Origin of the sequence: Actinomadura barringtoniae (assembly GCF_017573505.1) — a bacterium.
Lineage (GTDB): Bacteria > Actinomycetota > Actinomycetes > Streptosporangiales > Streptosporangiaceae > Spirillospora > Spirillospora barringtoniae.
The window spans coordinates 248,874-272,464 of sequence record NZ_JAGEOJ010000008.1 but is presented as its reverse complement, the minus strand read 5'-3'; the positions used below and the strand labels follow the sequence as shown (position 1 = coordinate 272,464).

The 23,591-nt window shown below is 71.0% G+C and carries 27 protein-coding genes; 13 read left to right on the top strand and 14 right to left on the bottom strand.

The features are described from left to right. Window positions 1-9: 9 nt before the first annotated feature. The 6 genes from J4573_RS21125 (at window position 10) to J4573_RS21100 (ending at window position 5,193) form a co-directional block, all read left to right on the top strand. Window positions 10-552: a carboxymuconolactone decarboxylase family protein gene (locus J4573_RS21125; protein WP_208257495.1), complete on the top strand. Its 543-nt coding sequence runs from the start codon at window positions 10-12 to the stop codon at window positions 550-552. A 64-nt stretch (window positions 553-616) separates the two neighbouring features. Continuing rightward, the gene (locus tag J4573_RS21120; protein ID WP_208257494.1) at window positions 617-1,102 is read left to right on the top strand and encodes a carboxymuconolactone decarboxylase family protein; all 486 of its coding nucleotides are present in this window, start codon (window positions 617-619) and stop codon (window positions 1,100-1,102) included. A gap of 13 nt (window positions 1,103-1,115) precedes the next feature. Then, entirely contained in the window at window positions 1,116-1,589 is a 474-nt protein-coding gene (locus J4573_RS21115) for a hypothetical protein (protein ID WP_208257493.1), read from the top strand. Next, window positions 1,586-3,055, top strand: coding sequence for an MFS transporter (locus tag J4573_RS21110; RefSeq protein WP_208257492.1), 1,470 nt, complete (start codon window positions 1,586-1,588; stop codon window positions 3,053-3,055). The genes J4573_RS21115 and J4573_RS21110 overlap by 4 nt, the downstream gene beginning before the upstream one ends. Window positions 3,056-3,068: 13 nt before the next feature. Next, window positions 3,069-4,226 carry an alpha/beta hydrolase gene (locus tag J4573_RS21105; RefSeq protein ID WP_208257491.1) on the top strand — a complete coding sequence of 386 codons (1,158 nt, stop codon included), beginning with the start codon at window positions 3,069-3,071 and terminating at the stop codon, window positions 4,224-4,226. 1 nt (window position 4,227) lies between these two features. Next, window positions 4,228-5,193 (top strand): DUF6924 domain-containing protein, encoded by a 966-nt coding sequence (locus tag J4573_RS21100; protein ID WP_208257490.1) that lies wholly within the window; start codon window positions 4,228-4,230, stop codon window positions 5,191-5,193. A gap of 10 nt (window positions 5,194-5,203) precedes the next feature. On the opposite strand, the gene J4573_RS21095 is transcribed toward J4573_RS21100, so the two are convergent. Genes J4573_RS21095 through J4573_RS21085 form a run of 3 tightly spaced genes read right to left on the bottom strand, consistent with a single transcriptional unit; the run spans window position 5,204 to window position 6,854 of the window. Continuing rightward, window positions 5,204-5,680, bottom strand: a complete 477-nt coding sequence (locus J4573_RS21095; protein WP_208257489.1) for a cupin domain-containing protein — start codon at window positions 5,678-5,680, stop codon at window positions 5,204-5,206. A gap of 11 nt (window positions 5,681-5,691) precedes the next feature. After that, entirely contained in the window at window positions 5,692-6,018 is a 327-nt protein-coding gene (locus tag J4573_RS21090) for a DUF397 domain-containing protein (protein WP_208257488.1), read from the bottom strand. Then, complete coding sequence (locus J4573_RS21085; RefSeq protein ID WP_208257487.1) at window positions 6,015-6,854, bottom strand: helix-turn-helix domain-containing protein; 840 nt, start codon at window positions 6,852-6,854, stop codon at window positions 6,015-6,017. The genes J4573_RS21090 and J4573_RS21085 overlap by 4 nt, the downstream gene beginning before the upstream one ends. 174 nt (window positions 6,855-7,028) lie before the next feature. On the opposite strand from J4573_RS21085, the gene J4573_RS21080 reads away from it, so the two are divergent. Further along, on the top strand, window positions 7,029-7,469 hold the full coding sequence (locus J4573_RS21080; RefSeq protein ID WP_208257486.1) for an ATP-binding protein: 441 nt from the start codon (window positions 7,029-7,031) through the stop codon (window positions 7,467-7,469). On the opposite strand, the gene J4573_RS21075 is transcribed toward J4573_RS21080, so the two are convergent. After that, complete coding sequence (locus J4573_RS21075; protein ID WP_208257485.1) at window positions 7,396-8,178, bottom strand: SDR family NAD(P)-dependent oxidoreductase; 783 nt, start codon at window positions 8,176-8,178, stop codon at window positions 7,396-7,398. The two genes, J4573_RS21080 and J4573_RS21075, sit on opposite strands and share 74 nt — an antisense overlap. A gap of 50 nt (window positions 8,179-8,228) precedes the next feature. Between J4573_RS21075 and J4573_RS21070 the strand changes: the two genes are divergently transcribed. Beyond that, the gene (locus J4573_RS21070; RefSeq protein WP_208257484.1) at window positions 8,229-8,813 is read left to right on the top strand and encodes a TetR/AcrR family transcriptional regulator; all 585 of its coding nucleotides are present in this window, start codon (window positions 8,229-8,231) and stop codon (window positions 8,811-8,813) included. On the opposite strand, the gene J4573_RS21065 is transcribed toward J4573_RS21070, so the two are convergent. The 5 genes from J4573_RS21065 to J4573_RS21045 form a co-directional block, all read right to left on the bottom strand. Further along, entirely contained in the window at window positions 8,797-9,837 is a 1,041-nt protein-coding gene (locus J4573_RS21065) for a chitinase (protein WP_243773331.1), read from the bottom strand. The two genes, J4573_RS21070 and J4573_RS21065, sit on opposite strands and share 17 nt — an antisense overlap. A gap of 157 nt (window positions 9,838-9,994) precedes the next feature. Continuing rightward, window positions 9,995-11,374, bottom strand: a complete 1,380-nt coding sequence (locus J4573_RS21060) for an FAD-binding oxidoreductase (protein WP_208257483.1) — start codon at window positions 11,372-11,374, stop codon at window positions 9,995-9,997. Window positions 11,375-11,402: 28 nt separating this feature from the next. Continuing rightward, window positions 11,403-11,954 carry a magnetosome magnetite crystal formation protein family gene (locus J4573_RS21055; protein WP_208257482.1) on the bottom strand — a complete coding sequence of 184 codons (552 nt, stop codon included), beginning with the start codon at window positions 11,952-11,954 and terminating at the stop codon, window positions 11,403-11,405. 60 nt (window positions 11,955-12,014) lie between these two features. Next, window positions 12,015-12,563: a Clp protease N-terminal domain-containing protein gene (locus J4573_RS21050; RefSeq protein ID WP_208257481.1), complete on the bottom strand. Its 549-nt coding sequence runs from the start codon at window positions 12,561-12,563 to the stop codon at window positions 12,015-12,017. 3 nt (window positions 12,564-12,566) lie between these two features. Further along, on the bottom strand, window positions 12,567-12,800 hold the full coding sequence (locus J4573_RS21045; RefSeq protein WP_208257480.1) for a helix-turn-helix domain-containing protein: 234 nt from the start codon (window positions 12,798-12,800) through the stop codon (window positions 12,567-12,569). 128 nt (window positions 12,801-12,928) lie between these two features. Between J4573_RS21045 and J4573_RS21040 the strand changes: the two genes are divergently transcribed. Continuing rightward, window positions 12,929-13,195 carry a hypothetical protein gene (locus J4573_RS21040; protein ID WP_208257479.1) on the top strand — a complete coding sequence of 89 codons (267 nt, stop codon included), beginning with the start codon at window positions 12,929-12,931 and terminating at the stop codon, window positions 13,193-13,195. A 255-nt stretch (window positions 13,196-13,450) separates the two neighbouring features. Here J4573_RS21040 and J4573_RS21035 read toward each other — a convergent pair whose 3' ends face one another. Both J4573_RS21035 and J4573_RS21030 read right to left on the bottom strand, forming a co-directional pair. Beyond that, entirely contained in the window at window positions 13,451-14,464 is a 1,014-nt protein-coding gene (locus J4573_RS21035; RefSeq protein WP_208257478.1) for a hemolysin family protein, read from the bottom strand. Next, on the bottom strand, window positions 14,461-15,867 hold the full coding sequence (locus J4573_RS21030) for a hemolysin family protein (protein WP_208257477.1): 1,407 nt from the start codon (window positions 15,865-15,867) through the stop codon (window positions 14,461-14,463). The genes J4573_RS21035 and J4573_RS21030 overlap by 4 nt, the downstream gene beginning before the upstream one ends. 122 nt (window positions 15,868-15,989) lie before the next feature. Here J4573_RS21030 and J4573_RS21025 point away from each other — a divergent pair, with 122 nt between their 5' ends. Then, window positions 15,990-16,949, top strand: a complete 960-nt coding sequence (locus tag J4573_RS21025) for an MBL fold metallo-hydrolase (RefSeq protein WP_307796754.1) — start codon at window positions 15,990-15,992, stop codon at window positions 16,947-16,949. A 2-nt stretch (window positions 16,950-16,951) separates the two neighbouring features. Next, the gene (locus J4573_RS21020) at window positions 16,952-18,514 is read left to right on the top strand and encodes an FAD-dependent oxidoreductase (protein ID WP_208257475.1); all 1,563 of its coding nucleotides are present in this window, start codon (window positions 16,952-16,954) and stop codon (window positions 18,512-18,514) included. Here the strand turns inward: J4573_RS21020 and J4573_RS21015 are convergent. Continuing rightward, on the bottom strand, window positions 18,501-19,346 hold the full coding sequence (locus J4573_RS21015; RefSeq protein WP_208257474.1) for an EamA family transporter: 846 nt from the start codon (window positions 19,344-19,346) through the stop codon (window positions 18,501-18,503). The genes J4573_RS21020 and J4573_RS21015 overlap by 14 nt on opposite strands. 57 nt (window positions 19,347-19,403) lie before the next feature. Here J4573_RS21015 and J4573_RS21010 point away from each other — a divergent pair, with 57 nt between their 5' ends. Both J4573_RS21010 and J4573_RS21005 read left to right on the top strand, forming a co-directional pair. After that, complete coding sequence (locus J4573_RS21010) at window positions 19,404-20,378, top strand: ArsR/SmtB family transcription factor (RefSeq protein ID WP_208257473.1); 975 nt, start codon at window positions 19,404-19,406, stop codon at window positions 20,376-20,378. Window positions 20,379-20,438: 60 nt separating this feature from the next. Beyond that, window positions 20,439-21,437, top strand: a complete 999-nt coding sequence (locus J4573_RS21005; protein ID WP_208257472.1) for a hypothetical protein — start codon at window positions 20,439-20,441, stop codon at window positions 21,435-21,437. Here the strand turns inward: J4573_RS21005 and J4573_RS21000 are convergent. Continuing rightward, a complete protein-coding gene (locus J4573_RS21000) occupies window positions 21,424-22,719 on the bottom strand; it encodes a glycoside hydrolase family 36 protein (RefSeq protein ID WP_208257471.1) in 1,296 nt (431 codons plus the stop codon). The genes J4573_RS21005 and J4573_RS21000 overlap by 14 nt on opposite strands. Further along, window positions 22,719-23,564 (bottom strand): carbohydrate ABC transporter permease, encoded by an 846-nt coding sequence (locus J4573_RS20995; protein WP_208257470.1) that lies wholly within the window; start codon window positions 23,562-23,564, stop codon window positions 22,719-22,721. Before J4573_RS20995 ends, J4573_RS21000 begins: the two co-directional genes overlap by 1 nt. Between the last annotated feature and the right edge of the window lie 27 nt (window positions 23,565-23,591).

The window sequence follows — 23,591 nt, the reverse complement described above, 5'->3', positions numbered from 1 at the left end:
GCTTCAGCCATGCAAGGTTTTCCGCTGATCCAGCCAGAGACCGCCACCGGTGAGGCGGCGAGCCTGCTCGATGCCACCCAGCACGTCTTCGGCATCACCCCGAACATGATCAAGGCGATGGCCAACAGCCCGGCGGCCCTCCGGGGCTACCTGGGCCTGGCCGGTGCCTTGCGCGAGGGGAGCCTGCCGATGGCGGTCCGCGAACGGATCGCTCTGCTGGTGGCGCAGCACCACGGCTCGGACTACTGCCTGTCCGCGCACACCTACGTCGCCACCAAGCTGGCCGGGCTGACCGAGACCGAGGCCACCCGGGCGCGCAGCGGCGAGGCCGATGACCCGGTGGCCGCCGCCGCCCTGATGCTGGCCGCCGCGATGCTGCGGCGCAACGGCTCGGTCACCGCCGACGAGCTGTCGGCCGGCCGCGCGGCGGGCCTGGCCCCGGAACAGATCGTCGAGGTCGCCGCGCACGTCGCCCTCAACGTCTTCACCAACCACGTCACCAACGCCACGCGCGTCGCCGTCGACTGGCCGCTCGTCCGGCACACCGACTGACCACTCCCGTTCCACATCCCGTTCCACATTCCGTTTCACACGATCACAACCACATGGAGGAACCATGAGTTCACGCATGCCCAACCCCCAGCAGCTCGTTCCCGAACTCGGCGAGGTCGGCGGCGCGCTGTTCAAGGCCACCGGCAACGGCTCGATCCCGCGCACCACGATCGGGCTGGTCCAGCTGCGCGCCGGGCAGATCGTCGGCAACACCTACCTGACCGTTCTGCACACCGGGAACCTGCGCCGGGCGGGGGAGTCGGAGGAACGGATCACCGCCGTCTCCTCCTGGCGGGACGCGCCCTACTTCTCCGACGCCGAACGCGCCGCGCTGGAGCTGGTGGAGGCGGTGCTCACGCCCAACCCGCACGGTGAGCGCGTCTCCGACGAACTGTACGCGCGGGCGTCCGCCCTCTACGAGGACAAGGCGCTGGCCACCCTCACCATGGCCGTCGGCCAGGTGAGCTTCTTCATCGCGCTCGCGCTGACGGGCAGGCCGCTCCCGGGCGTCTCGCCCGACGAGCAGTGGCGTCCGGCCGCGGCCGAATAGCCGCGGAGCGTCCGTGACGACCGATCGCCTCATCGAGCCTGCCACGGCTGTGCCGTGGCAGGCCGGGACGCCGGGCGGGTGCTGCCTTCCCCGAAGCGGCTACACCGTCCGGATCGGCCGGGGTCCCGACCGCCGGCCCGCCCTGCAGATCCACGACGACCGCGACGGGCTGCTCGATGTGGCCGTGGCCCACTCGCTCGTCTCCATCCTGCTGCGTGGCGGCTTCCGCGCCAGGCGCGGCCAGGCTCCGTGGGCGCTGGCCTGGGGCCAGCTCCCGCCCGGCTGTGACCAGGTCGCCGTCCTGTTCGCGGGCCGCGCCGACGCGGTCCAGCCCGTCAGGCCGACCATCATCGCCCGCGCGTTCTGGGTGGCCGAGGCCGGCGGGGAGTTCCGCAGCGTCTCGGTCGCCGCCGACGCCGACCGCGCCACCCGCCGGCTACGCCGCGAACACCGACCCCCCAACCCGTACAGAGGAGAAGGCTCATGACCACACAGACCAGAAACGACCCGTCCGCCGCCCCGGACTCACCGCCTCCCGGTTCACCGCCCCAAGCGGGCGGGAGAAAGCTGGGCCTGGCCCTGCTGGTGATCGCAGCGGCTCAGCTGATGCTGGTGCTGGACGCCACCATCGTGACCGTCGCCCTGCCCAGCATCCAGAACTCGCTGCACATGGCGGCGGCCGACCTGAACTGGGTGATGACCGCCTACGCCCTGTCGTTCGGCGGCCTGCTGCTCGCCGGCGGCCGCGCCGGTGACCTCTTCGGGCGCAGGCGGATGTTCCGCGCCGGCCTGGTGGTGTTCACGCTGGCCTCGCTCGCCGGTGGCTTCGCCACCACGGGTTCGGTGCTGATCGCGGCCCGGATCGCCCAGGGAGTCGGAGCGGCGATCGCCGCGCCCACGGCGCTGTCGCTGCTGGCCACCACGTTCCCGGCGGGTTCTGAACGCAACAAGGCGCTCGGCGTCTACGGCGCGATGGGCGGGCTCGGGTCTGTGGTCGGCCTGCTGCTCGGCGGCGCGCTGACCGAGTACCTGAACTGGCGGTGGATCCTGTTCGTGAACGTGCCGATCGCCATCGCGGTGCTGGCCGGGACCACCGTGCTCGTCGAGGGCGACCGCGAGCGCGGCAAGATCGACCTGCCCGGCGCCCTCACCGTCATCCTGGGCCTCGGCTCGCTCGTCTACGCCATCAACGGCGCCAACGTGCACGGCTGGACCGACGGGACCTCGCTCGTCTTCTTCGGCGCCGCCGCCGTGCTGCTGATCGCGTTCGCCGTCATCCAGTACACCGCCGCCGCGCCGATGATGCCGCCCGCCATCCTGGCCGACAGGGGCCGTGCCGGCGCCAACCTGGTCAACTTCCTGCTGGGCGCGGGCATGCTCGCCACGTTCTACTTCCTCACGCTCTACATGCAGGTCGTCAAGGGCTACAAGCCGATGGAGACCGGCCTGGCCTACCTGCCGTTCGCCATCGGCATCGGCGTCTCCGCAGGCGGCATCGGCCCGCAGCTGCTGGGCCGCATGTCGGAACGTTCGGTCACCGCGATCGGGCTGCTGGTCGCCGCCATCGGAATGGGCTGGTTCGGTCTCCTGGCGCCGGGCCAGAACCCCTGGACGGTCCTGCTGCCCGCACAGCTCGTCGCCGGTCTCGGCCTCGGCCTGGCCTTCGTCACCGTGACCATCGCCGGAGTACGCGGCGTCGCCGACCGCGACACCGGCATCGCCTCCGGCCTGATCAACACCACCCTGCAGATCGGCGGCGCCCTCGGCCTGGCCGTGCTGGCGGCCATCGCCACCGAGGCCACCAAGCACCAGCTGCCCGGCCACCCGCTGCCCGACGCCCTCACCCACGGCTACACCACCGGAATCCTCGTCGGGGGCGGGTTCTACGTGGCGGCGCTCCTCATCGCACTCCTCACCATGAACCGCGCCGCCGATGCTCCCGCAGAGGCCTGACAAGGAGGCAGCCATGGATCGCTTTGAGCGCGGCGAGCACGAGTTCGAGCAGTTGATCGGTGTTCCGGCGGAGCCGGGTCTGGACAGGATCAAGGCCTCATCGCCGGATGTGCACGCGACGATGTTGGAGACGTTCGCGGGGCCGATGACGCACCCGGAGCTGAGCCGTCAGTCGCGGGAGCTGGCGAGTGTCGCGGTGATCGCGGCGCTGGGCGGCGCCGACGGCAAGCTCGCGACGCATGTGCGCGGCGCGCTGCACCAGGGCGTCGGTGCGGATGAGTTGCGGGCGCTGGCCGAGCATGTGGCGGTGTACGCGGGGTTCCCGCGCGGGCTGACGGCGCTTGAGGTCATCGACCGGGTGCTCACCGACGCGGGGATCTCGCAACCGGCCAGGCTGCACCGGGTGCGGCTGAACGATCACGAGACGGTGGTGGCGCAGCGCGGAGAGGCCGGTCCGGCCGTGTTGTTGTCGCACTCGCTCGGCCTGGACTGGCGAATGTGGGAGCCGGTGATGGATCGGCTGGCGGTCGGCCGCCGGGTGTTCGCCTACGACATCCGCGGGCACGGCTCGGCCGCCGGGTCGCCCACCCCGTTCACCATGGACCAGGCTGGCGATGACCTGATCGGGGTGATGGACGCGCTCGGCCTGGATCAGGCGCACGTCGCGGGCCTGTCGTTCGGCGGAGGCATCGCGCAGACCGCCGCCGTCGCCCACCCCGACCGGTTCGCCTCGCTCACCCTCCAGGCCACCACCGACTTCGCGTTCACCGAGGCGTTCGAGAACCGCGGCCGGTCGGGTGAGGCGGACGGGATGCAGGCACAGGTCGTCCCGACGCTGACGCGCTGGTTCACCGGGCCTGCGCTTGCCACCAACGACTGGGGTGTGCGCTACGCCCGCGAGCGGATCCTGCGGTTCCTGCCGCAGGACTGGGCCGCGGCCTGGCACGCGTTCAAGGACCTGAACGTGCAGGGACGCCTGTCCGACTTCAAGGCCCCAGTCCTCGTTCTGGCGGGGGAGTTGGACGCCTCCACCACGCCGGAGATCATGTCCGGGATCGCCAAGGCCATCCCCGGATCGACCTACGTGGAGTTGCCCGGCACACCGCACATGCAGACCCTCGAACAACCCGGCCTGGTCGCCGACGCCCTAGACACGTTCCTCCCGCGCTGAATTGTCCGACCCGGGCACCACCATGCGAGCCATGACTTTTCCCGAGCTTTTTCAGTCCGCGCCCGGCGAGGTGTTGTTGGTGTGCACGAGCTACGAGAACGGCAAGGCACGGTGGGGCCAGTTGCTAGGCGAGATCGGAGGCGGCAGGCAGGGTGACGTGCTCGTCCTGGGCGACGCGCGGGTGCGGTTGGTGGAAGGCCGTGGCTGGGACTACCTGCACGGTGGGAACGTCCCTGCGCTCGTTCCGGAAGGCGAATCCGCACCGGTCGTCGTCTTGGCCGACATTGCGGTGACCTATGGCGGGGCCGGGCCGTTGCTGGTGGATGTGGCCGTGGTGCCCGGACGCGGCGTCCGGGTGCCGTCGGCCCGGCTAGGCGAGGTCCTGACGGCCCTGCTCGGCGGCGCGCTCGGTTTCGACGATCTGGTGCGCGGCATGGACGTGCTCGGCGTTTACGAGGGCGACGGTGCCCGGCCGGCCTTCACCACGCCGACCACGCCACTCCGTCGAGATTTCCCGGCCTTGCCGTCCACCGACGCCGCGCTGCTGGTCCGCACATCGTTCGATGACGAGGCGGGATGGCAGGCGCTGCTCGCCGACCTGGGCGGCGTCGATGAGAGTGGCCGATGGGTCGGTGCTGACCTGGACCCGGACGAGATCGACGTGGACAACTATCCGCTCACGGCCAGGGTCGTCGACGACCGGGCGTTCAGCGATCTCCTGCCGGGCCAGGTTCCGGCGCTGACCGCGCCCAAGCTGCACACCACACTGGTCGCGCTCGCCGATGCCAGAACGTTCACCGAACCCGGCCGACCGCTGACCGTCGTCGATCTCTACGACACCCCTGGCCAGGCCATGCTCCTGCCCTGCCGCGAGGTCGGATCGCTGGCCTGCAACCTGGAGATCGGCAACATGGACTTCCACGAGTTCATCGCCCAGGAGGGCGAAGAGCCGTGGTGGAAGGAGTGAGGCAGGGCCGTCAGACCATGTACTGGTCGTGCTCGGCGTAGAGGGCGGTCCACTCCTCGTCGGTGAGGGTGCGGCCCGACTCGCGGATCTCGGCCAGTGCCTCGAAGTACTTCTCGCGGGGCGGCGCGGGGGCGAACAGGACCAGCATCTTGGCCTCCGCCTCGGCGGGGTTGCAGAACCCGTGGACGCCGCCCATCGGCACGTAGAAGAAGTCACCAGGGTTGGCCGTGGCCCACTTCTCGCCGTTGAAGAGTTCGACCTGCCCGCTCACGATGTAGAACGACTCGGAGAAGGTCTTGTGGAAGTGGCCGCCTGAACGCGAGCTCTGAGCGACCATGTTCCACTCGAACAGCCCGAACTGGCCCATGGTCGCCGACCCCGGCGCGGTGAAGACGGTCGTGGTGCCGTTCGGGTAGGTCAGCGACTTGATGTCGTCGGCGGTCCGCAGCACCGCGCTGATCTCGCCCGTGTGATCGACGTAGGACATGACCTGGGAGCTTAGCCGTATACGCCTGACTTGATGCTGGTGAAGAACGACCGCCACTCGCCCTGCTCAAAGCACAGCGCAGGCCCCTCAGGATCCTTGGAATCCCGAGCCGCCACCAACCGCCCCGAGGCACTCCCAACCTCAACACAGTCGCCCTCGTCGCCGCCGCTACGGCTGCTCTTGTGCCAAGCGGCCGCGACCTCGACGCACTGGCCTTCACTGGCGCCGCTGTAGCTGCTCTTCTGCCAGACGGACGCAACCTCTACACAGCTGCCCTCGCTGCCGCCGCTGTAGCTGCTCTTGCGCCACCAGGCGCCCCGCAACTCCGGTGCCTTCATGGCGTTGAGAGTATCCGGTCGACGACATTGAGAGAATGGGCTTCATCCAAGGTGCCGGACAGTAGATGGGCGAAGAGTTGTTCGTGGCTGGCGACCTCCTTCGGGTCCTCGACGAAAGAGCTTTGTTTGAAGAGTTCGAACACTGAAACCGTCAGCCGGCCAGGTGGCAGGAGTCTGAAGAGATCGAAGGGACCCGTCAGCCACAAGTGAGCACCTGCTGAGTATGGGAGGATCCGCACGGTGATGTGGCTTAGCTGTGCGGCCTCGCGTAGCTGCCGGAGTTGGGTGCGCATTGCTTCAGAACTGCCGACCTGCTGGTGTAGGGCGGCCTCCCCAATGACTGCGACATAGTTCGGGGGCTGAGCCTTCGAGAGAACACGCTGTCTCGCTAGCCGAAACCTCACGAAGTCATCTGGTCGCCGGTCCTCGTCATAAAGACTCGCGGCTATGAGGCTGCGCGTGTAGTCCGGTGTCTGCAGCAGACCAGGTATGAGGTTGGGCTGGAACGTACAGATCTCGGATGAGTCCCACTCCAGACTGGCCAGATCGAGCGATGCGGCGGATACATGGTTCTGGAACTCGCGTTCCCAGTTCTTCTTGCGGCCTTGGCGGGCCAGGTGAAGAAGGGATTCGCGGAGGATCGGGTCTTGCACTTTGTAAAAGTCGAGGAGGTCGCCGAGGTCGTCCACTCGGATGGGCTGGAGGCCGTTCTCGGTCGTGCTGATCCAGCCGGGGGAGCGGCCGTAGCGGCGCGCGGCGGCTTCTATGGTCAGGCCCGCCGCCTCGCGGGCCTGGCGGAGGGCGCTTCCGATGCGGCGGTACCGGACCGAGGGCATGTTGACACCGTTTCACGCTCCGTGCCCGGATGAGTACAGGATTCTCGGCGGCTGAATCTTCAATCCGATGACCTTTTAGCCCGTCGATCTTTTAGCCCGGGATCGAACGCGAGATGGCGATCACCGGGTGGGACGAACCTTCCGTGGACGACGCAAACGGAAGGAGAACGTGGCGTGACCGACGGACTGGTGGTGATCGGCACGATCACGCTGCTGGGTGAGAGCCGCTCGGTACGGCAGCTGCGGCAGTTCGCGGGGGATCTGCTGGGGGCGGACCATCCACGGCTGGACGACATCCAGCTGTGCCTGACCGAGAAGTTCGGCAACGCGATCCGGCACAGCCGGTCGGGTGAGGGCGGCTGGGTGACGGTCACCCTCTCGGCGGGCTCGGGTGTGGTCCGTACGGAGGTGACCGATGACGGCGGCCTGGGGCGGCCGGGCATCACGCGGGAGGTCGATCCACTCACCGAAAATGGGCGCGGGCTGATGCTGCTCGCCGCGTTGAGCGAACGGTGGGGTTATGACGGGGACGGCGAGGGTGTCACGGTGTGGGCAGAGTTTCCGACTCCGTTCGGATGCGACGGGCCGCGATCGATGCCACCAGGCGGCCTATGACCGGCAGTTCTAGGGGTGCGAGTGAATAGGCGGGGTGGACCATGCGCTGCTTGTTCTTGCGGAGTGCCTTGATGGTCGCGGCGGCCACTGATTCGGGCGGAACGGGCGGGAAGGTGCGGGGTGGCTTGCCGCCTCGCCAGGGGAGCAGGTCGATGTCGCGGAGTGGGGTGTCGGTCGAGCCGGGGACGATCTCCAGGACGCGGATGTCGGTGTGGCGGAGTTCGTGACGGAGGGCGCGGGTTGCTTGGGCGAGCGCCGACTTGGACGCGGCGTAGTAGCCGAGCAGGGGGAGCGGGACGGACTGCACCGTCGAGGTGACGTTGACGATCGTTCCGTTGCCGGGCATCGCGGGCAGGGCCGCGCGGGCGAGCGCCAGGGGAGTCCAGAAGTTGGTCTCGAACGAGGCGCGTGCCTCGTCGTCGTCGCCCAGGTCTGATTGGGGGGCGATCACGCTGACGCCGGCGTTGTTGATGAGGATGTCGATGCCGCCCATCGCGTGGGCGGCTCGTTCGGCCAGCGTGGCGGCGGCGCCGCGGATAGAGAGGTCGGCGGGCAGGACGTGCTCGGCGGGCAGCTTGCGCAGCTCGGGCTCGCGGCGGGCCGAGACGGCGACGCGCGCGCCGTGGCCTGCCAGGGCGATGGCCAGCGCGCGGCCGATGCCGCTGGACGCGCCGGTGAGCAGGATCCGTGACCCTCGGAGGTCGGTCATGACGGCTCCTCAAGTTGACTGATTATCAATCAGTACGGGAGACTAGCACCATGGTCGACCGGAGGGCACGGCTCATCGAAGCCGCGGGGGAGCTGTTCATCGAGCGCGCGTACGACGAGGTCACCACGACCGAGATCGCCAAGCGCGCCGGCGTCGCGTACGGGCTCATCGCCCATCACTTCGAGAACAAGCGGGGGCTCTACCTGGCCACCATCCGGGCGGCGGCGGATCGGCTGCGCGAGGTGCGGGACGCGCCGGTGGAGGGCGAGACGCCTGAGGAACAGCTGCGGAACGGGATCCGGCGGCACATCGAGTTCATCGAGGCCAACTCAGACGGGTTCCTCGCCATCGTGCGCGGCGGGCTGGGTTCCGATGCCGAGGTGCGGGAGATCGTGGAGGGTTCTCGCTGGGAGGGCGCCCAGCGGATACTGGGCGCCCTCTCGATCGGCGAACCCGTTCCGCCGCTGCTGCGGGCCACGATGCGCGCCTGGGTCGGCTACCTGGACGAGCTGATCCTCGACCGGCTCGCCCACGAGGACGTGCCGGTCGAACGGCTCGTGGAGTCGGCCGCCGCCACGCTGATCGCGGCCCTCGGGGTCGCGGGGGTCACGACGGAGGTCAGAAGCCTGCCGTGATCTTGGTGAACTCCCACTCGTCCTGGGCGATGCCGCTGCAGTTGGAGACCACGCCGCCGCCCGGGCAGGGCCGGTCGCGGTTGACCGCCCAGTAGGCCAGGCGCGCCAGCCCCTTGGACTTGGCCCAGTCGCGGATCTTCGTCCACGTCTCGGGCGAGGTCGTCTCCTGCTGGTCCGACAGCCCGTTCATGCCCGAGATGCCCATGTGCCCGTACGCGTCGGCGTCCGACCAGCCGTTGGCCGACTTCAGCGCGTCCTTCAGGCCCTCGGAGGCGTTGACGGTGCTCTGGTACATGTCCGAGCCGCCGCCGAAGTCGAACGGCATGATCGTGAAGATGTCCACGCCCGCCTGCAGTTCGGCGTTGCGCTTGATGAGGCGCGTGCCGTAGTAGTTCGGCCCGGTGGTCGAGGTGCCGAACGTCAGGATCGTGGTGATGCCGGCGTTCTGCTGCTTCACGATCTTCAGGGCGCCCAGGATGCGGTCCTGGACGGCCTCGTTCTCGAACTCGTCGGTGTTCTCGATGTCGACGTCGATCGCCTTCAGGCCGTAGGCGTCGATGACCTTCTGGTAGGCGCCCGCGAGCGACTGCTCGTCGGGGCAGTTCGGGCCGAGCTTGTTGCCCTGCCAGCCGCCGATCGAGGGCAGCACGTCGCCGCCCGCCGCGCGGATCTGGGCGATGGTCTGCTCGTCGGTGCCGCCGGCGAGCGGGCGGTTGCCGTCCCAGGCGGGGTTGCAGCCGCCGCTGGACAGGATGAACGCCATCGTGAACTGCTTGATGCCGGTCGCGTTCATCACGGTGGACGGGGCGGGCGGGTCACCCCAGCCCAGGAACAGGTAGGGCGCGGCGCCCGAGCCGGCCGCCAGCTTGGGAGCGGAGCGCGAGCCGGTGGTGTGCGAGCCGGTGGTGCTGGGAGCGGCGGCCGTGGGAGCGGCGGCGGCCCGCACTGCGGCGTGCGCGGTGGATGGGGTGAGGAGCGCGAGTGCCAGGGTGGCGAGGGCGAGGGGCGGGGTCGTGCGTCTCAAGGTCACTCCTGATGACGACGCGGATGGACGGGGTGGAAGCCGGGCTCCCCCGAGGCCCCGATGCGTCTGTCCGGCCTCCTGCTAATAGGAAACTTTCCTGATAGTGGGAGACCGTAACCCCGCCGCCGCCTTGGTCACAAGGCCTAAACGCAGAGCGTTAGGGCGTGCCGAAGACCTTGCCGGGGTTGAAGATGCCCGCCGGGTCCAGGGCGTTCTTGACCCCGTGATGCAGGGCCACGACGGAGGGGTCCAGCTCGGCGTGCAGACCACGGCGCTTCAGGAGACCGACGCCGTGCTCGCCGCTGACGGTCCCGCCGAGCGCGATCGCGTCGTCCACGATCTGGTCGAACGCGCGCTGTGCGCGGCGGCGGGCCTCGTCGTCGCCGGCCGGGGCGATGATCAGCGGGTGCAGGTTGCCGTCGCCCGCGTGCGCGATGTTGGCGATGTGGGTGTCGTTGTCGCGTGCGGCCCGTTCGATCCGGGTCAGCATCTCGGGCACCAGGGCGCGCGGTACGCACACGTCCTCGGTCAGCACGGGCCCGAGCCGTTCCAGCGCGGGGTAGGCCAGCCGGCGCGCGGAGAACAGCGCCTCGGCCTCCTCCTCGTCGGTCGACCGCGCGCTCCAGGTCGCGCCCGCCCGCTTGAAGCAGTCGACCATCGCGTCGGCCTCGCGGTCGCCCGCCTCGCCCGGCGCGTCGGTACGGCCGAGGAGCAGCACGTTCGCGTCGGCGGACAGGCCCATGTTCTTCCACTCGTCGACCGCGCGCAGGCAGTGCCGGTCGACCAGCTCCAGCGCGCTCGGCACGACCCCGGCCGCCGTCACCGCGCTGACCGCCTCGCCCGCGGCGGCCAGCGTGTCGAAGTAGCCGACGACGGTCTGCTCGGCGGGACGGGCGGCGCGCAGCCGGACGGTGATCTCGGTGACCACGCCCAGCGTGCCCTCCGAGCCGACCATCAGCCCGCACAGGTCGTAGCCGACCACGCCCTTGGCGGTACGACGGCCGAGGCGCACGACCTCGCCGCGCCCGACGACCGCCTCGACGGCCAGCACATAGTCGCGGGTCACGCCGTACTTGACGCAGCAGACGCCGCCCGCGTTGGTCGCCACGTTCCCGCCGATCGTCGACCAGGGGGAGCTGGCCGGGTCCGGCGGATACCACAGGCCCTGCTCGGCGCAGGCCGCGCGCAGGTCGTCGTTCACCACGCCGGGCTGTACGACGGCGAGGCGCTCGTGCGGATCGATCTCGACGATCTCGTTCATCGCCTCGAGCGAGAGCAGTACGCAGCCGTCCAGCGCGTTCGCCCCGCCCGAGAGGCCGGTCCCCGCGCCGCGCGGCACGACGGGCACGGACCGCTGCGCGCACGCCCGCACCACCGCGCGGACGTCGGCGGTCGAGCCCGCGCGGACGAGGACCGCAGGGGCGCCGTGGGGCGCCCATTGCGCCTCGTCATGGACGTAGGCGGCGACCACGTCGGGGTCGGTCACCACGCGTTCCGCGGGAATGGACGAACGCAGGGCGTCGATCAGTGAGGCCATGCCCTCACGTAATCACGGAACCCTGAGCTCAGTGCAGGGGGAGCCAGGCGAACGGCTTCGGGTGCTCGTAGGGCTGGAGGCTCTGCGCGGCCCGGATCGCCTTCAGGGACGGGTAGATCGCGACCAGAGCCACCAGGATCGGATAGAGGGTGAGGACCCGGCCGTCCACCTCCGACACCCGCAGCACGAGCTCGATCACGAGCGCGTAGCCGGTGAGGACGGCGGAGAACGAGACGGCCTGGGCCAGATGGCGGCGCAGCAGGCCGACCTGGTCCCGCCTGCCGAAGAAGAGGAACAGGCCGGCGGCCGGGACCCACATCAGGGGGAGGAAGGCCAGCGCGCCCAGGACGGTGCCCGCGTGGGCGAGCGTCGCGTAGGTCTTGACGTCCTGGGCGGTCAGCGTGCCGGGCTGCTGCTCGCCCGGCGAGATGGTCGGCTGCTGCTCGGTCGACGCGATGCCCGGTTGCTGCTCGGTCGGTTGCTGCTCGGCCTGGAACTGCTCGGTCCGCTGGTGATCGGGCTGCTGGTGATCGGACGGTGCGCCGGGAGGCTGCTCGAACTGTGTTTCGTCGGCGTTCATCGCACATCCTGGTGAATCAGAGGGTTGCGCGATTGTGCCACGAAATGATGCGAATGATGCTCAGGCGGCGGACTTGATCCGGCTGGCCACGTCCGCCCGGAGCGCGCTGAGGTCGGCGCCCGAGGTGACCAGCATGATCGACGCCGGTGCGCGGTCGTCGTGGATGACGCCCAGCAGCACGTGGCCGTCGCTGATGAACTTGTGCTTCAGCCGGATGGCGTGACGAAGGCTCAGCTCCAGTGCCTTCTTCGACGTCGGCTCGAACGGGATGTGGCCCTGGGGGGTCCGGCCCGGAGGGGAGTCGAGCGCGCCTTCGCCGAAGGTCTGCTCGGTCGCATCGCGGACGGCCTCCAGATCGATCCCGATGGTCTTCAGTGCCTCGGGATCGAGCGCGTCGGGGCCGCCCGAGGAGCCGACCCGGATCACGTACTCCCGGATCCTGGCCGCGTCCACGCCCTGCGCGTGCAAGGCGTCCGCCGCGACTCCGCCGCCCTCGGCCAGGGCCAGCAGCAGGTGCTCGGGGCCGATGCGGTGGTGCTTGAACGTGCGGGCGTCTTCCTGCGCCCGCGCGACGGCCGTCCGGGCCTCGTTGGTGAACCGCTCGAACATCCTCTAACGCTCCTTCTTCAGAATTCGCCGGCCGGCGCCGTGCTTCTTGTGGACGGCCTGGCGGCTCACGCCGAGACAGACCGCGATCTCCTGCCAGGACCAGCCCTGGTCGCGCGCGTTGGCGACCTGAAGGGACTCCAGCCGTTCGGCGAGCTCGCGCAGGGCGCGCACCGCCCGCAGCCCGACGGCCGGGTCACGGCTGCCCGCCTCCTGGGCGAGCTTCACTCCATCGCTCATACCGTCAACCTACGTTGACATCTCACGAGTGTCAACCAAGGTTGACGCGAGCCTTGCGCGGCCAGGAGATCATCGGATTGTTACTGTGTGTGATCATCCGCTGTGACCGACGATCTGGAGCGCCATTGATGATGCGACCCGCCAACCTCCTCGCGACCGTGGTCGGAGCCGCCTGCCTCGCGGTGCACGCCCCGGCCGCGCGCGCCTCGGCCGCACCCGCCGACCCGCAGCCGTCCGGCGGGCTCGGCATCCTCACCGGCCTCACCCTGAACGTGCCGGTCAACCTCCCCGTGGTCGCCTGCCTGAACCTCGGCGTGACCACCGGCAACCCGGCGAACAACCCGAACGAGCCCTGCGTCAGCAACCCGGGGCGGTCGCGCCCAAAAGGCCGGTAGGCAGGCCGCCCGCCCAGGCGCCTGCCGCAGCCCCGGCGCTCGCGGCGCCTTCACAGCCCGCGGCGCCTTCACAGCCCGCAGCGCCCTCAGAGCCCGCGGCGCCCTCAGAGCCCGCGGCGCCCGAAGGTCACGCCAAGCACCACAAGAAGTCGCACCACCACAAGCCGCGCCGCCCGTCGTGCCGGCTGGCGGGGCCCATCGACGGCTGCGCGATCCCGCCTCGGCCGCCGGTCGTCGCCCCGGAACCCGAGCCCGCTACGCGGGCGCCAATAGTGTGGTCAGGAGATCATCGAGGCTGATCAGGCCCGCGATGTTCCCGTCGGTGCCGCGCACCATGCCGAGATGGCTGTGGCTCTCGCGCAGCGTCGCGACCGCGTCGGCCACCGGCGTGTCCACCGACAGCGTCGGAACGGGATGGGCCAGCTCGCCCGCCGGGGTGGTCCGGCCGCGCGCCCTGGCCAGGTAGGCGTCCCGCACGTGCACCATCCGGGCGCGGGCGCCGCCGCCCCGCAGCATGATGCGGGTGCGGCCGGTGCGCACGGCGGTGTCGATGACCTCCTGCGGCCCGGCCGAGGGCGGCACGTCGACGATCTCGTTCACCGGTGTCACCAGCTCGGCGAGCGGCGCCACCGGGGCGTCCAGCGCGGCCTTCAGCACCTTGACGTCGGACTCCTCGATGAGGCCGAGGCGCCGCGACTCGACGACCAGGTCGCGCAGCTGCTCGGGCGTGCGCGACACGCTGAGCGAGTCGCGCGGCGGCACGCCGATCGACCGCAGCAGCAGGTTGGTGATCGCGTTCAGCGACGCCAGCACGGGCCGCACCACCTTGGTGAACCCGCGGAACGGCGGCGCCAGCAGCATCACCGAGCGCTCGGGCCGGGCGATCGCCCACGACTTGGGCGCCATCTCGCCGACCACCATGTGCAGGAACGTCACCAGCGCGAGGGCCAGCACGAACGCCACCGCGTGCGCCCCGGCCTCCGGCAGGCCCGCCGAATGAAACCACGGCGTGATGGTCTCGGCGATGACCGGCTCGGACACCAGACCAAGGCCCAGCGAGCACATGGTGATGCCGAGCTGCGCGCCCGCCAGCATCAGCGACAGCTCGCGGATCCCGGCGACGGCGGACGCGGCGGAACGGCTTCCCTCGGCCGCCAGCTTCTCCAGCCGGGGCCGCTTGGCCGCCACGAGCGCGAACTCGGCCGCGACGAAGAAGCCGTTGCCGAGCAGCAGCGCCAGGGTGAGCGGCACGCCCACGGACAGATTCACGCGCCGTCCCCCTCTTTCTCTTTCTCGCCGTCTGCGTCGTCGCCGTCGTGCTTCGGATCGGGCTGATCGGGCTGATCGGGCGCGGCGTCGACGGCGCGGATCCGGATCAGTTCCGGTACGTGCCGGTGAACGGTCAGCACCTCGACCACGGCCTGGCGCGCGGGCTCGTCCATCCGCGTCGGCGGCAGGTCCACGGTCACCACGTCGCCCGGTTCGGCGACGCGGCCGAGCCGCTGCAGCAGCAGCCCGGCGACGGTCTCGTAGTCGCCCTCGGGCAGCGCGATGCCGGTCTCGTGCGCGACCTCGTCCATGCGCAGTCCCGCGTCGGTCGTCCACCACTCGCCGCGCCGGATCGCCAGGTCCTCGCCGACGTCGTTCTCGTCCTCGATCTCGCCGACGAGCTCCTCGGCGACGTCCTCCCAGGTGATGAGCCCGGCGAAGCCGCCGTACTCGTCCACCACGCACGCCATCGCGGCGCCGCCGCCGCCCTGCAGCTGCGCGACGACCTGCGGCAGCGGCAGCGAGTCGGGCACCAGCACCGCGGGCCGCGCCAGCTCGCGTACCGGGGTGCGCGCCGCCTCGTCGGGCGACAGCAGGATCAGCTCGTCCAGCCCCACGACCCCGATGACGTCGTCGACGCTGTGGCCGACCACGGGATAGCGGGTGTGGCCGTGCGCGGTGATGATGTCGGTCAGCTCGGCCGCCGCCGCGTCCGCCGGCACCGTGACCACGTCCACCCGCGGCACCATCACCTCTTCGGCGTTGCGCTCGGAGAACGCCAGCGCCCGCTCCAGCAGGTCGGCGTGGCCGTCCTGAAGTTCCTCGCCGGACTCGCCGATGATGTGGCCGAGCTCCTCCAGCGTCGCGCCGTGGTGCAGCTCCTCGACCGGCTCGATCCCGACCGCGCGGAGCAGCCGGTTCGCCGAGGCGTCGAAGAACTTGATGAGCGGCGAGGCCAGCATCATGTAGATCAGGGTGGAGCGGGCCAGCGCGCGGGCCATCGGCTCGGCCCGTGCCAGCGCCAGGTTCTTGGGGAACAGCTCGCCCAGCACCATCTGGATGATCGTGGCCAGCGCGAAGCCGAGCGCGACCGCGATCCCGCCGGAGGCCGCCTTCGGGATCCCCACCAGCTCCAGCCCCGGCTCGATCAGGTCGGCCAGCGCCGGCTTGGCGATGAAACCCACGATCAGCGCGGTGACGGTGATGCCGAGCTGCGCGCCCGACAGCATGAACGACAGCCGTTCCATCACCCGCACGGCCCGCGCGGCGGCGCGGTCGCCGTCCTTGGCCTGATGCTCCAGGGCCAGCCTGTCGGCGGTGACGTAGGCGAATTCCTGCGCCACGAAATAGCCGGTCGCGGCCGTCAGCACCACGACGGCCACCAGGCCGAGCACGACGTTCACCGGGAAACGCTCTCCTTCCGCCCCTCCATCGAACAAGATCCTTCTTACCCCTGCGGGCCGACGATTACCGGGCCCGCACGGGTGGAATGAACCCGCATAAACCACGAACGAAAGGGGCAAGGGTGCCCAAGCCGTTCGCCTCCTCCGCCGACCTGAGCGACAAGACGCCGACCCTGGAGGTCCTGGCCGACGGGGTCTACGCCCTCACCGCCGAGGGGGATCCTAACGTCGGTGCGATCGAGGGCGAGGACTTCCTGGTCTGCTTCGAGGCCCTCGCCACCCCGGTGGCCGCCCGCGACTGGCTCATGGTGCTGCGCGCCTACACCGACAAGCCGATCCGCTACCTGGTCCTGTCGCACTACCACGCGGTCCGCACGCTGGGCGCGAGCGCGTTCGGCGCCCGTACGATCATCGCGCACGACCGGACCCGCGCGCTCATCGCCGAGCGCGGCAAGCAGGACTGGGAGTCCGAGCTCGGCCGGATGCCCCGGCTGTTCAAGAACCCCGGGTCGATCCCCGGCCTCACCTGGCCGACCGTCACGTTCTCCCGCACCCTGTCGATCGACCTCGGCGGCGACCGGGGCGAGCTGGACCTGGCGTACTGCGGGCGCGGCCACACCGAGGGCGACATCGTGGCGTGGCTGCCGCGCCAGCGCGTGCTGTTCGCCGGCGACCTGGTGGAGACGCAGGCGGCGCTCTACACCGGCGACGCGTTCCACCGCGACTGGGCGGGCGAGACGCTGGAGCACGTCGCGGGCCTCCCCGCCGAGGCGCTGGTCGGCGGGCGCGGCGCGGTGGCGCACGGGCGGGACGAGGTACGGGCCGCGATCGGCCAGACCCGCGACTTCCTCGACGTGATGATCCGCGAGGTGACGGCGGTCAAGAAGCGCGGGGGAGCGCTCAAGGACGCCTTCCAGGCCGTGCACGGGGCGCTCGCCCCGCAGTACGGCGGCTGGCCCATCTTCGAGCACTGCCTGCCGTTCGACGTCTCGCGGCTGTGGGACGAGCTGAACGGCGTCGAGCGGCCCCGCATCTGGACCGGCGAGCGCGACCGCCAGGTGTGGTCCGAACTGCAGGACTGAACGTGGGAACGAGCACGGACCCGGTCGTGGTGATCGGGGCGGGACCGGTCGGGCTGACGGCGGCGCTGTCGCTCGCCCGCCGCGGCCTGCCGGTGGTCGTCCTCGAACGCCGCCTGACCCGCGACCTGGCGGGCTCGCGCTCGATCTGCCAGCAGCGCGATGTCCTGGACATCTGGGCGTCGGTCGGCGCGCGGGCGATCGCCGACGAGGGGCTCACCTGGACCACCGCGCGCACCTACTACCGCGACGCCGAGCTGTTCGCGTGGCGCTTCGCCGACGCCGGGCCGCTGCCGCCGTTCGTCAACCTCTCCCAGACCCGCACGGAGGAGATCCTCGACGCCCTCGTGGCCGAGTCCGACCTGATCGAGGTGCGCCGCGGGCACGACGTGATCGGCCTGAGACAGGACGCGGCCGGTGTCACCCTGCGAAGCGCCTCCGGTGAGGAGACCCGCGCCTCGTACGTCATCGCGTGCTCGGGCGGCCGGTCGGAGACGCTGCGCGAGACGCTCGGAGTCGGTTTCCCGGGCAAGACGTTCGAGGACCAGTTCCTGATCTGCGACCTGCGGTTCGACATGCCGGGCTGGGAGCAGGAGCGGCGGTTCTTCTTCGACCCGCCCTGGAACCCGGGCCGCCAGGTGCTCATCCACCCGTGCCCGGGCTCGCACTACCGGATCGACTGGCAGGTGCCGCCCGACTACTCCCTCGCCGACGACGAGGCGAGCGGCGGGCTCGACCGGCGCATCCGCCAGATCATCGGTGACCGCCCGTACGAGGTCGTCTGGAAGACCGTCTACCGCTTCCACTCACGAGTGGCCGACCGCCTGCGGGTGGGGCGCGTCCTCCTGGCGGGCGACGCCGCCCACCTGCTGTCGCCTTTCGGCGCCCGAGGCCTCAACTCGGGCGTTCCGGACGCCGACAACGCCGCGTGGAAGATCGCCTTCGTGGCCCGAGGCTGGGCGCCCGAAGACCTGCTGGAGACCTACCACCAGGAACGCCACGCCGCCGCGCTCGAGAACCTCGCCGTCACGACCGACACGATGCGCTTTCTCGTACCGCAGAACGACGAGGAACGAGACCTGCGCCGCGCCGCCCTGGACCGGGCCGCCGCCGACCCGTCCGCCACGGCGGCGGTCGACTCCGGCCGCCTCGCCGAGCCGTACTGGTACGCCGACTCGCCCCTCACCACGCCCGAGCCGACCCGGCCGCCGACCGGCCGCCCGTCCAAGGGCGCCCTGCAACCGCCCGCGCCTGGCGTCATCGTCCCGGACGCTCCGATCAACCACCCCCACGCCACCCGCCTCCGCGAGCTCCTCCGCGACGGCTTCACCCTCATCCAGGCCGCCGACACAGGCGACGTGACCCCTGAGACCGACCTGCCGTTGACGACCCTGCACCTGCGTGACCTGGACCCGACCGGCGCGCTGGCCAAGGCGCTCGACGTCCGTCCGGGCGAGGCCTGGCTCGTACGGCCCGACGCCCATCTCGCCGCGATCCTGCCCGCCGCCGGCCCCGCCCGGGTCTCGGCCGCTCTTCGCAGGGCGGTCAGTGCGTTCAGTGCGCCGTGATCAGCACGACCCCGGCGGCGACCACGCATGCCGCGACGATCCGCCGCGCGCCCATCCGCTCGGAGAACACGACCGCGCCGATGATGGCCCCCGAGATCACACCCGTCTCCCGCAGCGCCGCCACCGACGCCAGCGCGCCCCGCGTCTGCGCCCACAGCACGATCCCGTACCCGGCCATCGAGATCACCCCGCCGGTCAGCCCGAGCGCCCACTCGCGCCGGGCGATCCCGGTGAACGGTGACCGGCGCCCGACCAGCAGCCAGATCCACGCGATCGTCAGCGGGCCCTCCAACGCGAACAGCCACGCCGAGTAGCCCGCCGCACCGCCCGACTCGCGCACCCCGATCCCGTCCATGAGCGTGTACGTCGCGATCGACAAGCCGGTGAGCAACGCCGCGACGACCGCCCTGTCGTCCGAGGCGGCGCGCAGGCCACCGCCGGCGAAGGCGAGGGCGACGAGGCCGCCACAGACCGCGGCGACGCCCGTGAACTGCGCCCAGGACAGGTGCTCGCCGAGGGCCAGCGCGGCGACCAGGGCCACGATCAGCGGCGCGCTGCCCCGGGCCAGTGGGTAGACCTGGCTGAAGTCGCCCAGATCGTAGGACTTCAGCAGCAGCGCCATGTAGACGAGGTGGACGAGGATCGAACCCGCCAGCCAGGGCCAGGCAGCGGGGTCCGGGGCCTTGGCGAACGCCAGGACGGGGAGCATGAGCGTGCCCTGGGCGAGCGCGATCAGGGCGAACGAGGCGCGGCGGTCGGTGGCGCCTTTGGCGATGGCGTTCCAGGTGGCGTGGAGCACCCCGGCGAAGATCACGGCTAGTGCGGCGGTCATGCCGTCCACTCCACCCGCGATGGCAGTAAGGGGGATAGACATTTAGGCTATGGCTAAATGATTGAGCTGAGGCTGGAGGTCGAGGACCTCGCGGACACGCGGTTCGCCGTCTCGCCGCTGGCGGAGGCGGTGCTGAGCCTGCGGATCTGGCTGCTGCCGGGCTACTACGTGCTGCATCTGCCGTGGCTGCGGCGGGCTCGGGCCGATATGGGGGACCTGGACATCAGGCTGCTGCTGGCGCTCGTCGGCCCGCACCGGACCGTGCCGGACTTCCTCGCGACGCGGCCGGACGAGCCCGTACCGGAGTTCGCCGAGGAACTGGCGCGAGTGCGGACGGTGCCGCCCGCCAAGGTCGCCAGGGACATCGTCGCCGCACAGGTCGGCGGGCGCGTGCCCGCTCTGCTGGAGGAGGGGCTCGGCCGGCCGGGGCGGTTGCGGGATCGGATCGTACGGCTGCTGGAGGACTACTGGGAGACCATCTTCGTTCCGCAGTGGCCGCGCATGCTCGGGGTGCTCGAAGCGGACATGCTGTATCGCGCGCAGCAGCTCACGCGGGGCGGGGCACGTGCCCTGTTCGCCGACCTGCATCCGGCGATCGCGTGGCGGCGGGGGATTCTGCGGCTTGAGGTGACGCAGCCCCATCGCGAGCAGCGCATCCCCATCAGCGGGCGCGGCCTCAGCCTGATGCCGACGCTGTTCGTGAAGACGCCCGGCCTGCCGCTCAGCCCGAACGAGCCTCCGCTCGTTCAGTATCCGGCGCGCGGCCTCGCGACGCTCTGGGAGGCGGCGCCGCCACCGCCGCCCGGCGTGCTGGCCGACCTCGTCGGGCGGCCGAAGGCCGAGATCCTCGCAGGTCTCGACCGTCCCGCCTCCACCACCGACCTGGCGCGGCGGCTGGGCGTCACGGCGGGCGCGGTGTCGCAGCAGCTGGCGGTGCTGTACGGCGCGGGGTTGGTCAGCCGTGCGCGTGCGGGACGTTCGGTGCTGTACGCCCGGACGGAAATGGGAAACGATCTGTTGCGCGGGCGGTAACCCGTGATAGGCACGAAGGCACGATTGGGTTAACGGTTTCCCTTTGCGGTGGGAGAGCCAATGACCGACGACAGCCGGCCCCGGCCCGTCTTCGACCCCCTCATTCCCACCGGCGATCGAGCGCTCCTGGCGGCCAGCCCCGAGCGCCTGGTCGCCGCGAGCCTGCCGGCCCCGCACGCGCCGCACGTGGGCGCGGCCACGATCGTCGCACGGTCGGTCTGGATCCCGATGTTCGCCTTCTTCTACGGCGTGCTCCCCGGCGGCTGGTTCCGGCTGTTCTTCCTCGCCTCGCTCGACGACGACACCCTGATGGACGGCGCGTTCCGGTGGGGCCGCACGGCGACGCTGGCGATGATGGCGACGCCCGCCGTGCAGATCCTGCTGATCCTGCTCGGGCAGGGCGAGGCCGCCGCACTGCTGGCCGCGATCAGCTTCGGCGGCTGGGTCGCGGGTGCGCTGCGGCATTTGCGCGAGGCGCCCGCGGAACGGTCCGTACGCGAGCACCACGGGCGCTACCTGCTGCCAGGCGACTTCGACGGACCGGCCGTGCGGCTGCTGGTGCGCGCGCAGCGGGCGATCGACGCGGTGCTCGGCTCGGCCGCGCACCGCGCCGGGCTGCTGGACGACGTCAACAACGCCGTCGTGCTGCCGCGCCAGGAGTGGGAGATCGCCTCGGCGCTGGCCGAGCACACCCGGCTGCGCCAGGAACAGCGCGCACAGCGGCCCGAACGGCTCACGGCGCAGGTGCGCGAGCTCCTGGAGCCGCAGCGCCGCGCGCTGGAGCTGTCGGCCGCCGCCATCACCGCCCGCATCGAGGCGCTGGAGACCTACGCGCGGCACGCGCGCGACGCCGACGACGCCTACCACGAGTGGCAGGTCCTGCAGCGGCTCCCGGAACAGAACGAGCGCTACCGGGACCTGCTCGCGCGCACGGTCGGCCACGACACCGCCAGCGAGGAGATCCACCGCCTCGCCGACGACGCGCAGTGCGCCGAGTCGGCCCTGCGCGCCTCGGTCGGCACCGCGCTGCAGGCCGGAAGGGCGCTCAGCCTGGCCTGAACGACGGGGGAGCCGACAGCAGGCGCCGGGTCGTCTCCAGCCCCCACTCGTCGAGGTCGCGGATGCGGTCGGACGAGGCGCGCAGGCCTCCGTAGCGTTCGACCGTGCGGGCCCAGGCCTCGCGTTCCCGCATCGCGGGACGGGCGACCAGGCAGTCCGGGTCGTTCACCCACAGCCGCCCGTGCTGCCACGCGCGCGCGACCGTCGTCGCCGTGGCGGCGCGCTGCGACGGCCGCGACATGTCGCCCTGCGGAGGCTCGACTGTCAGGCCGACGTCGGGACCGACCCGCATCGCGTCCACCAGCCCGACGCTCGGCAGGATCGGCGCCCCGCAGCCCAGGACGTACGGCTCGGGCCCGATCGCCTCGCGGATGAGCCCGAGCCCCTGCCGGTAGGCGACCACCCCGGGCATGTCCTCGTGCCTGCGGCCCTCCAGGGCCCCTGCGTAGAGGAAGTCGAGCTTGAAGTAGTCGAAGCCGAGCTCGCGTAGCCCTGTGAAGACCCGCCGCAGATGGTCACGCGCACCCGGATGCGTCACGTCGAGCCCGTAGAGCCGCTGGCCCCAGTTGTGCCCCGCATCGCCCGCGAACCACTCCGGATGCGCGCGGGCGGTCACGCTGCGCGCCCCGCCGAGGAACGGCGCGACCCACACCCCGGCGCGGCGCCCCTCCTCGTGGATCCTGCCGATCAGAGCGCGCAGCCCGGCGAACCGTTCGGAGAACCTCAGCCAGTCGCCGATCTCGGCCTGCCACCCGTCGTCGATCTGAATGACGTCCACCGGCAGCTCGTACGCGCCGATCGCCCCGAGGTTCTCGGCGACGTCATCGGCGGTCACCGAGCCGAAGTAGTGGTACCAGGAGCACCACACCGCCGGCGCCGCGCGCTGCGCGACCGCGATCCCGTCCCCCCACGCGGCGAGCGCCGCCTCGATGGTCCCCTCCTGAACGATCCGGTCGACCTTCCCGTCCGCCTCCACCAGCAGCCGGTCGTCCACCAGCCGGGCCCGGATCGACGGCACCTCGTTCCGCCCGTCGGGCGCGGCGAACAGCCGTACGGGCCCGCCGTCACCGGGATCGACCACCAGCAGGCCCTCGCCCTGGAACCCGTCGGCCGGCGCGGGACGGCCCGGCCGCCAGCACATCGTCTGCATGACCGCCGGATCCATGCGCGGCCGTTCGCCCGCCGCGCTGATCGAATACGTCGCCGTCGGGCTCCAGCTCTGCCACCCGTGCTCGTACACCCGGCCGCGCCCCGGATCGACCGGGATCTCCTCGATCGGCATCATCCCTTGGTCGCGCCTCCCGTCAGGCCCTTGACGAACTGCCGCTGGAGCAGCAGGTAGAAGATCAGGACCGGCAGGGTGGCCAGGAACATCATGGCGAAGACGCCGCCGAGGTCGGCCTGGTACTGGCCGATGGAGCGGTAGACGCCGGTGGTGATCGTGGTGCCCTGGCCCGGGCCCAGGATGATGAGCGGGTCGAGGAAGTCGTTCCAGATCCAGACGCCGAGGAAGATCAGCACGCTCGCGGTCGCCGGGCGCAGGAGCGGGAAGACGACCTGCCAGAAGACGCGCTGGCGCCCGGCGCCGTCGATCGCCGCGGCCTCCTCCAGCTCCACCGGGATGGAACGCATGAAGCCGGCGAAGACGAAGACGCCGAACGGGATGTAGTAGCCGACGTTGAAGAGCACCAGACCCTGCACGGTCGTCATGAGGTGGAAGACGTTCAGGACCCGGGTCACCGGCAGCAGGATCACCTGCGGCGGGATCATGAGGCCGCAGAGGAGCAGGAGCATCAGCGCGCGCGACCAGCGGCCGCCCGCGCGGACCAGGTAGTGGCCGAGCATCGCCGACAGGACGGTGAGGATCACGATCGACAGGCCCGTCACGATGACGCTGTTGGTGAGGCTCACCCAGAAGAGTTGATCGGGGCGGCTGAGGACGGAGTGGAGGTTGCCCAGCGTGGGCGGGATCGGGAGCGAGGCGGGGGAGCGCGCGATCTTCGGGCCGTCCTTGATGACGTTCGCGCAGGCGACGTAGAGGGGGACGAAGAAGACCGTGCCCACCGCGAGCGCGATGAGGGGACGTACCCAGGGGGCGCGTTCGCCCCGCATGCCGGAAGAGGTCACGGCCGCCTCCCGCACATGGCTGAAACC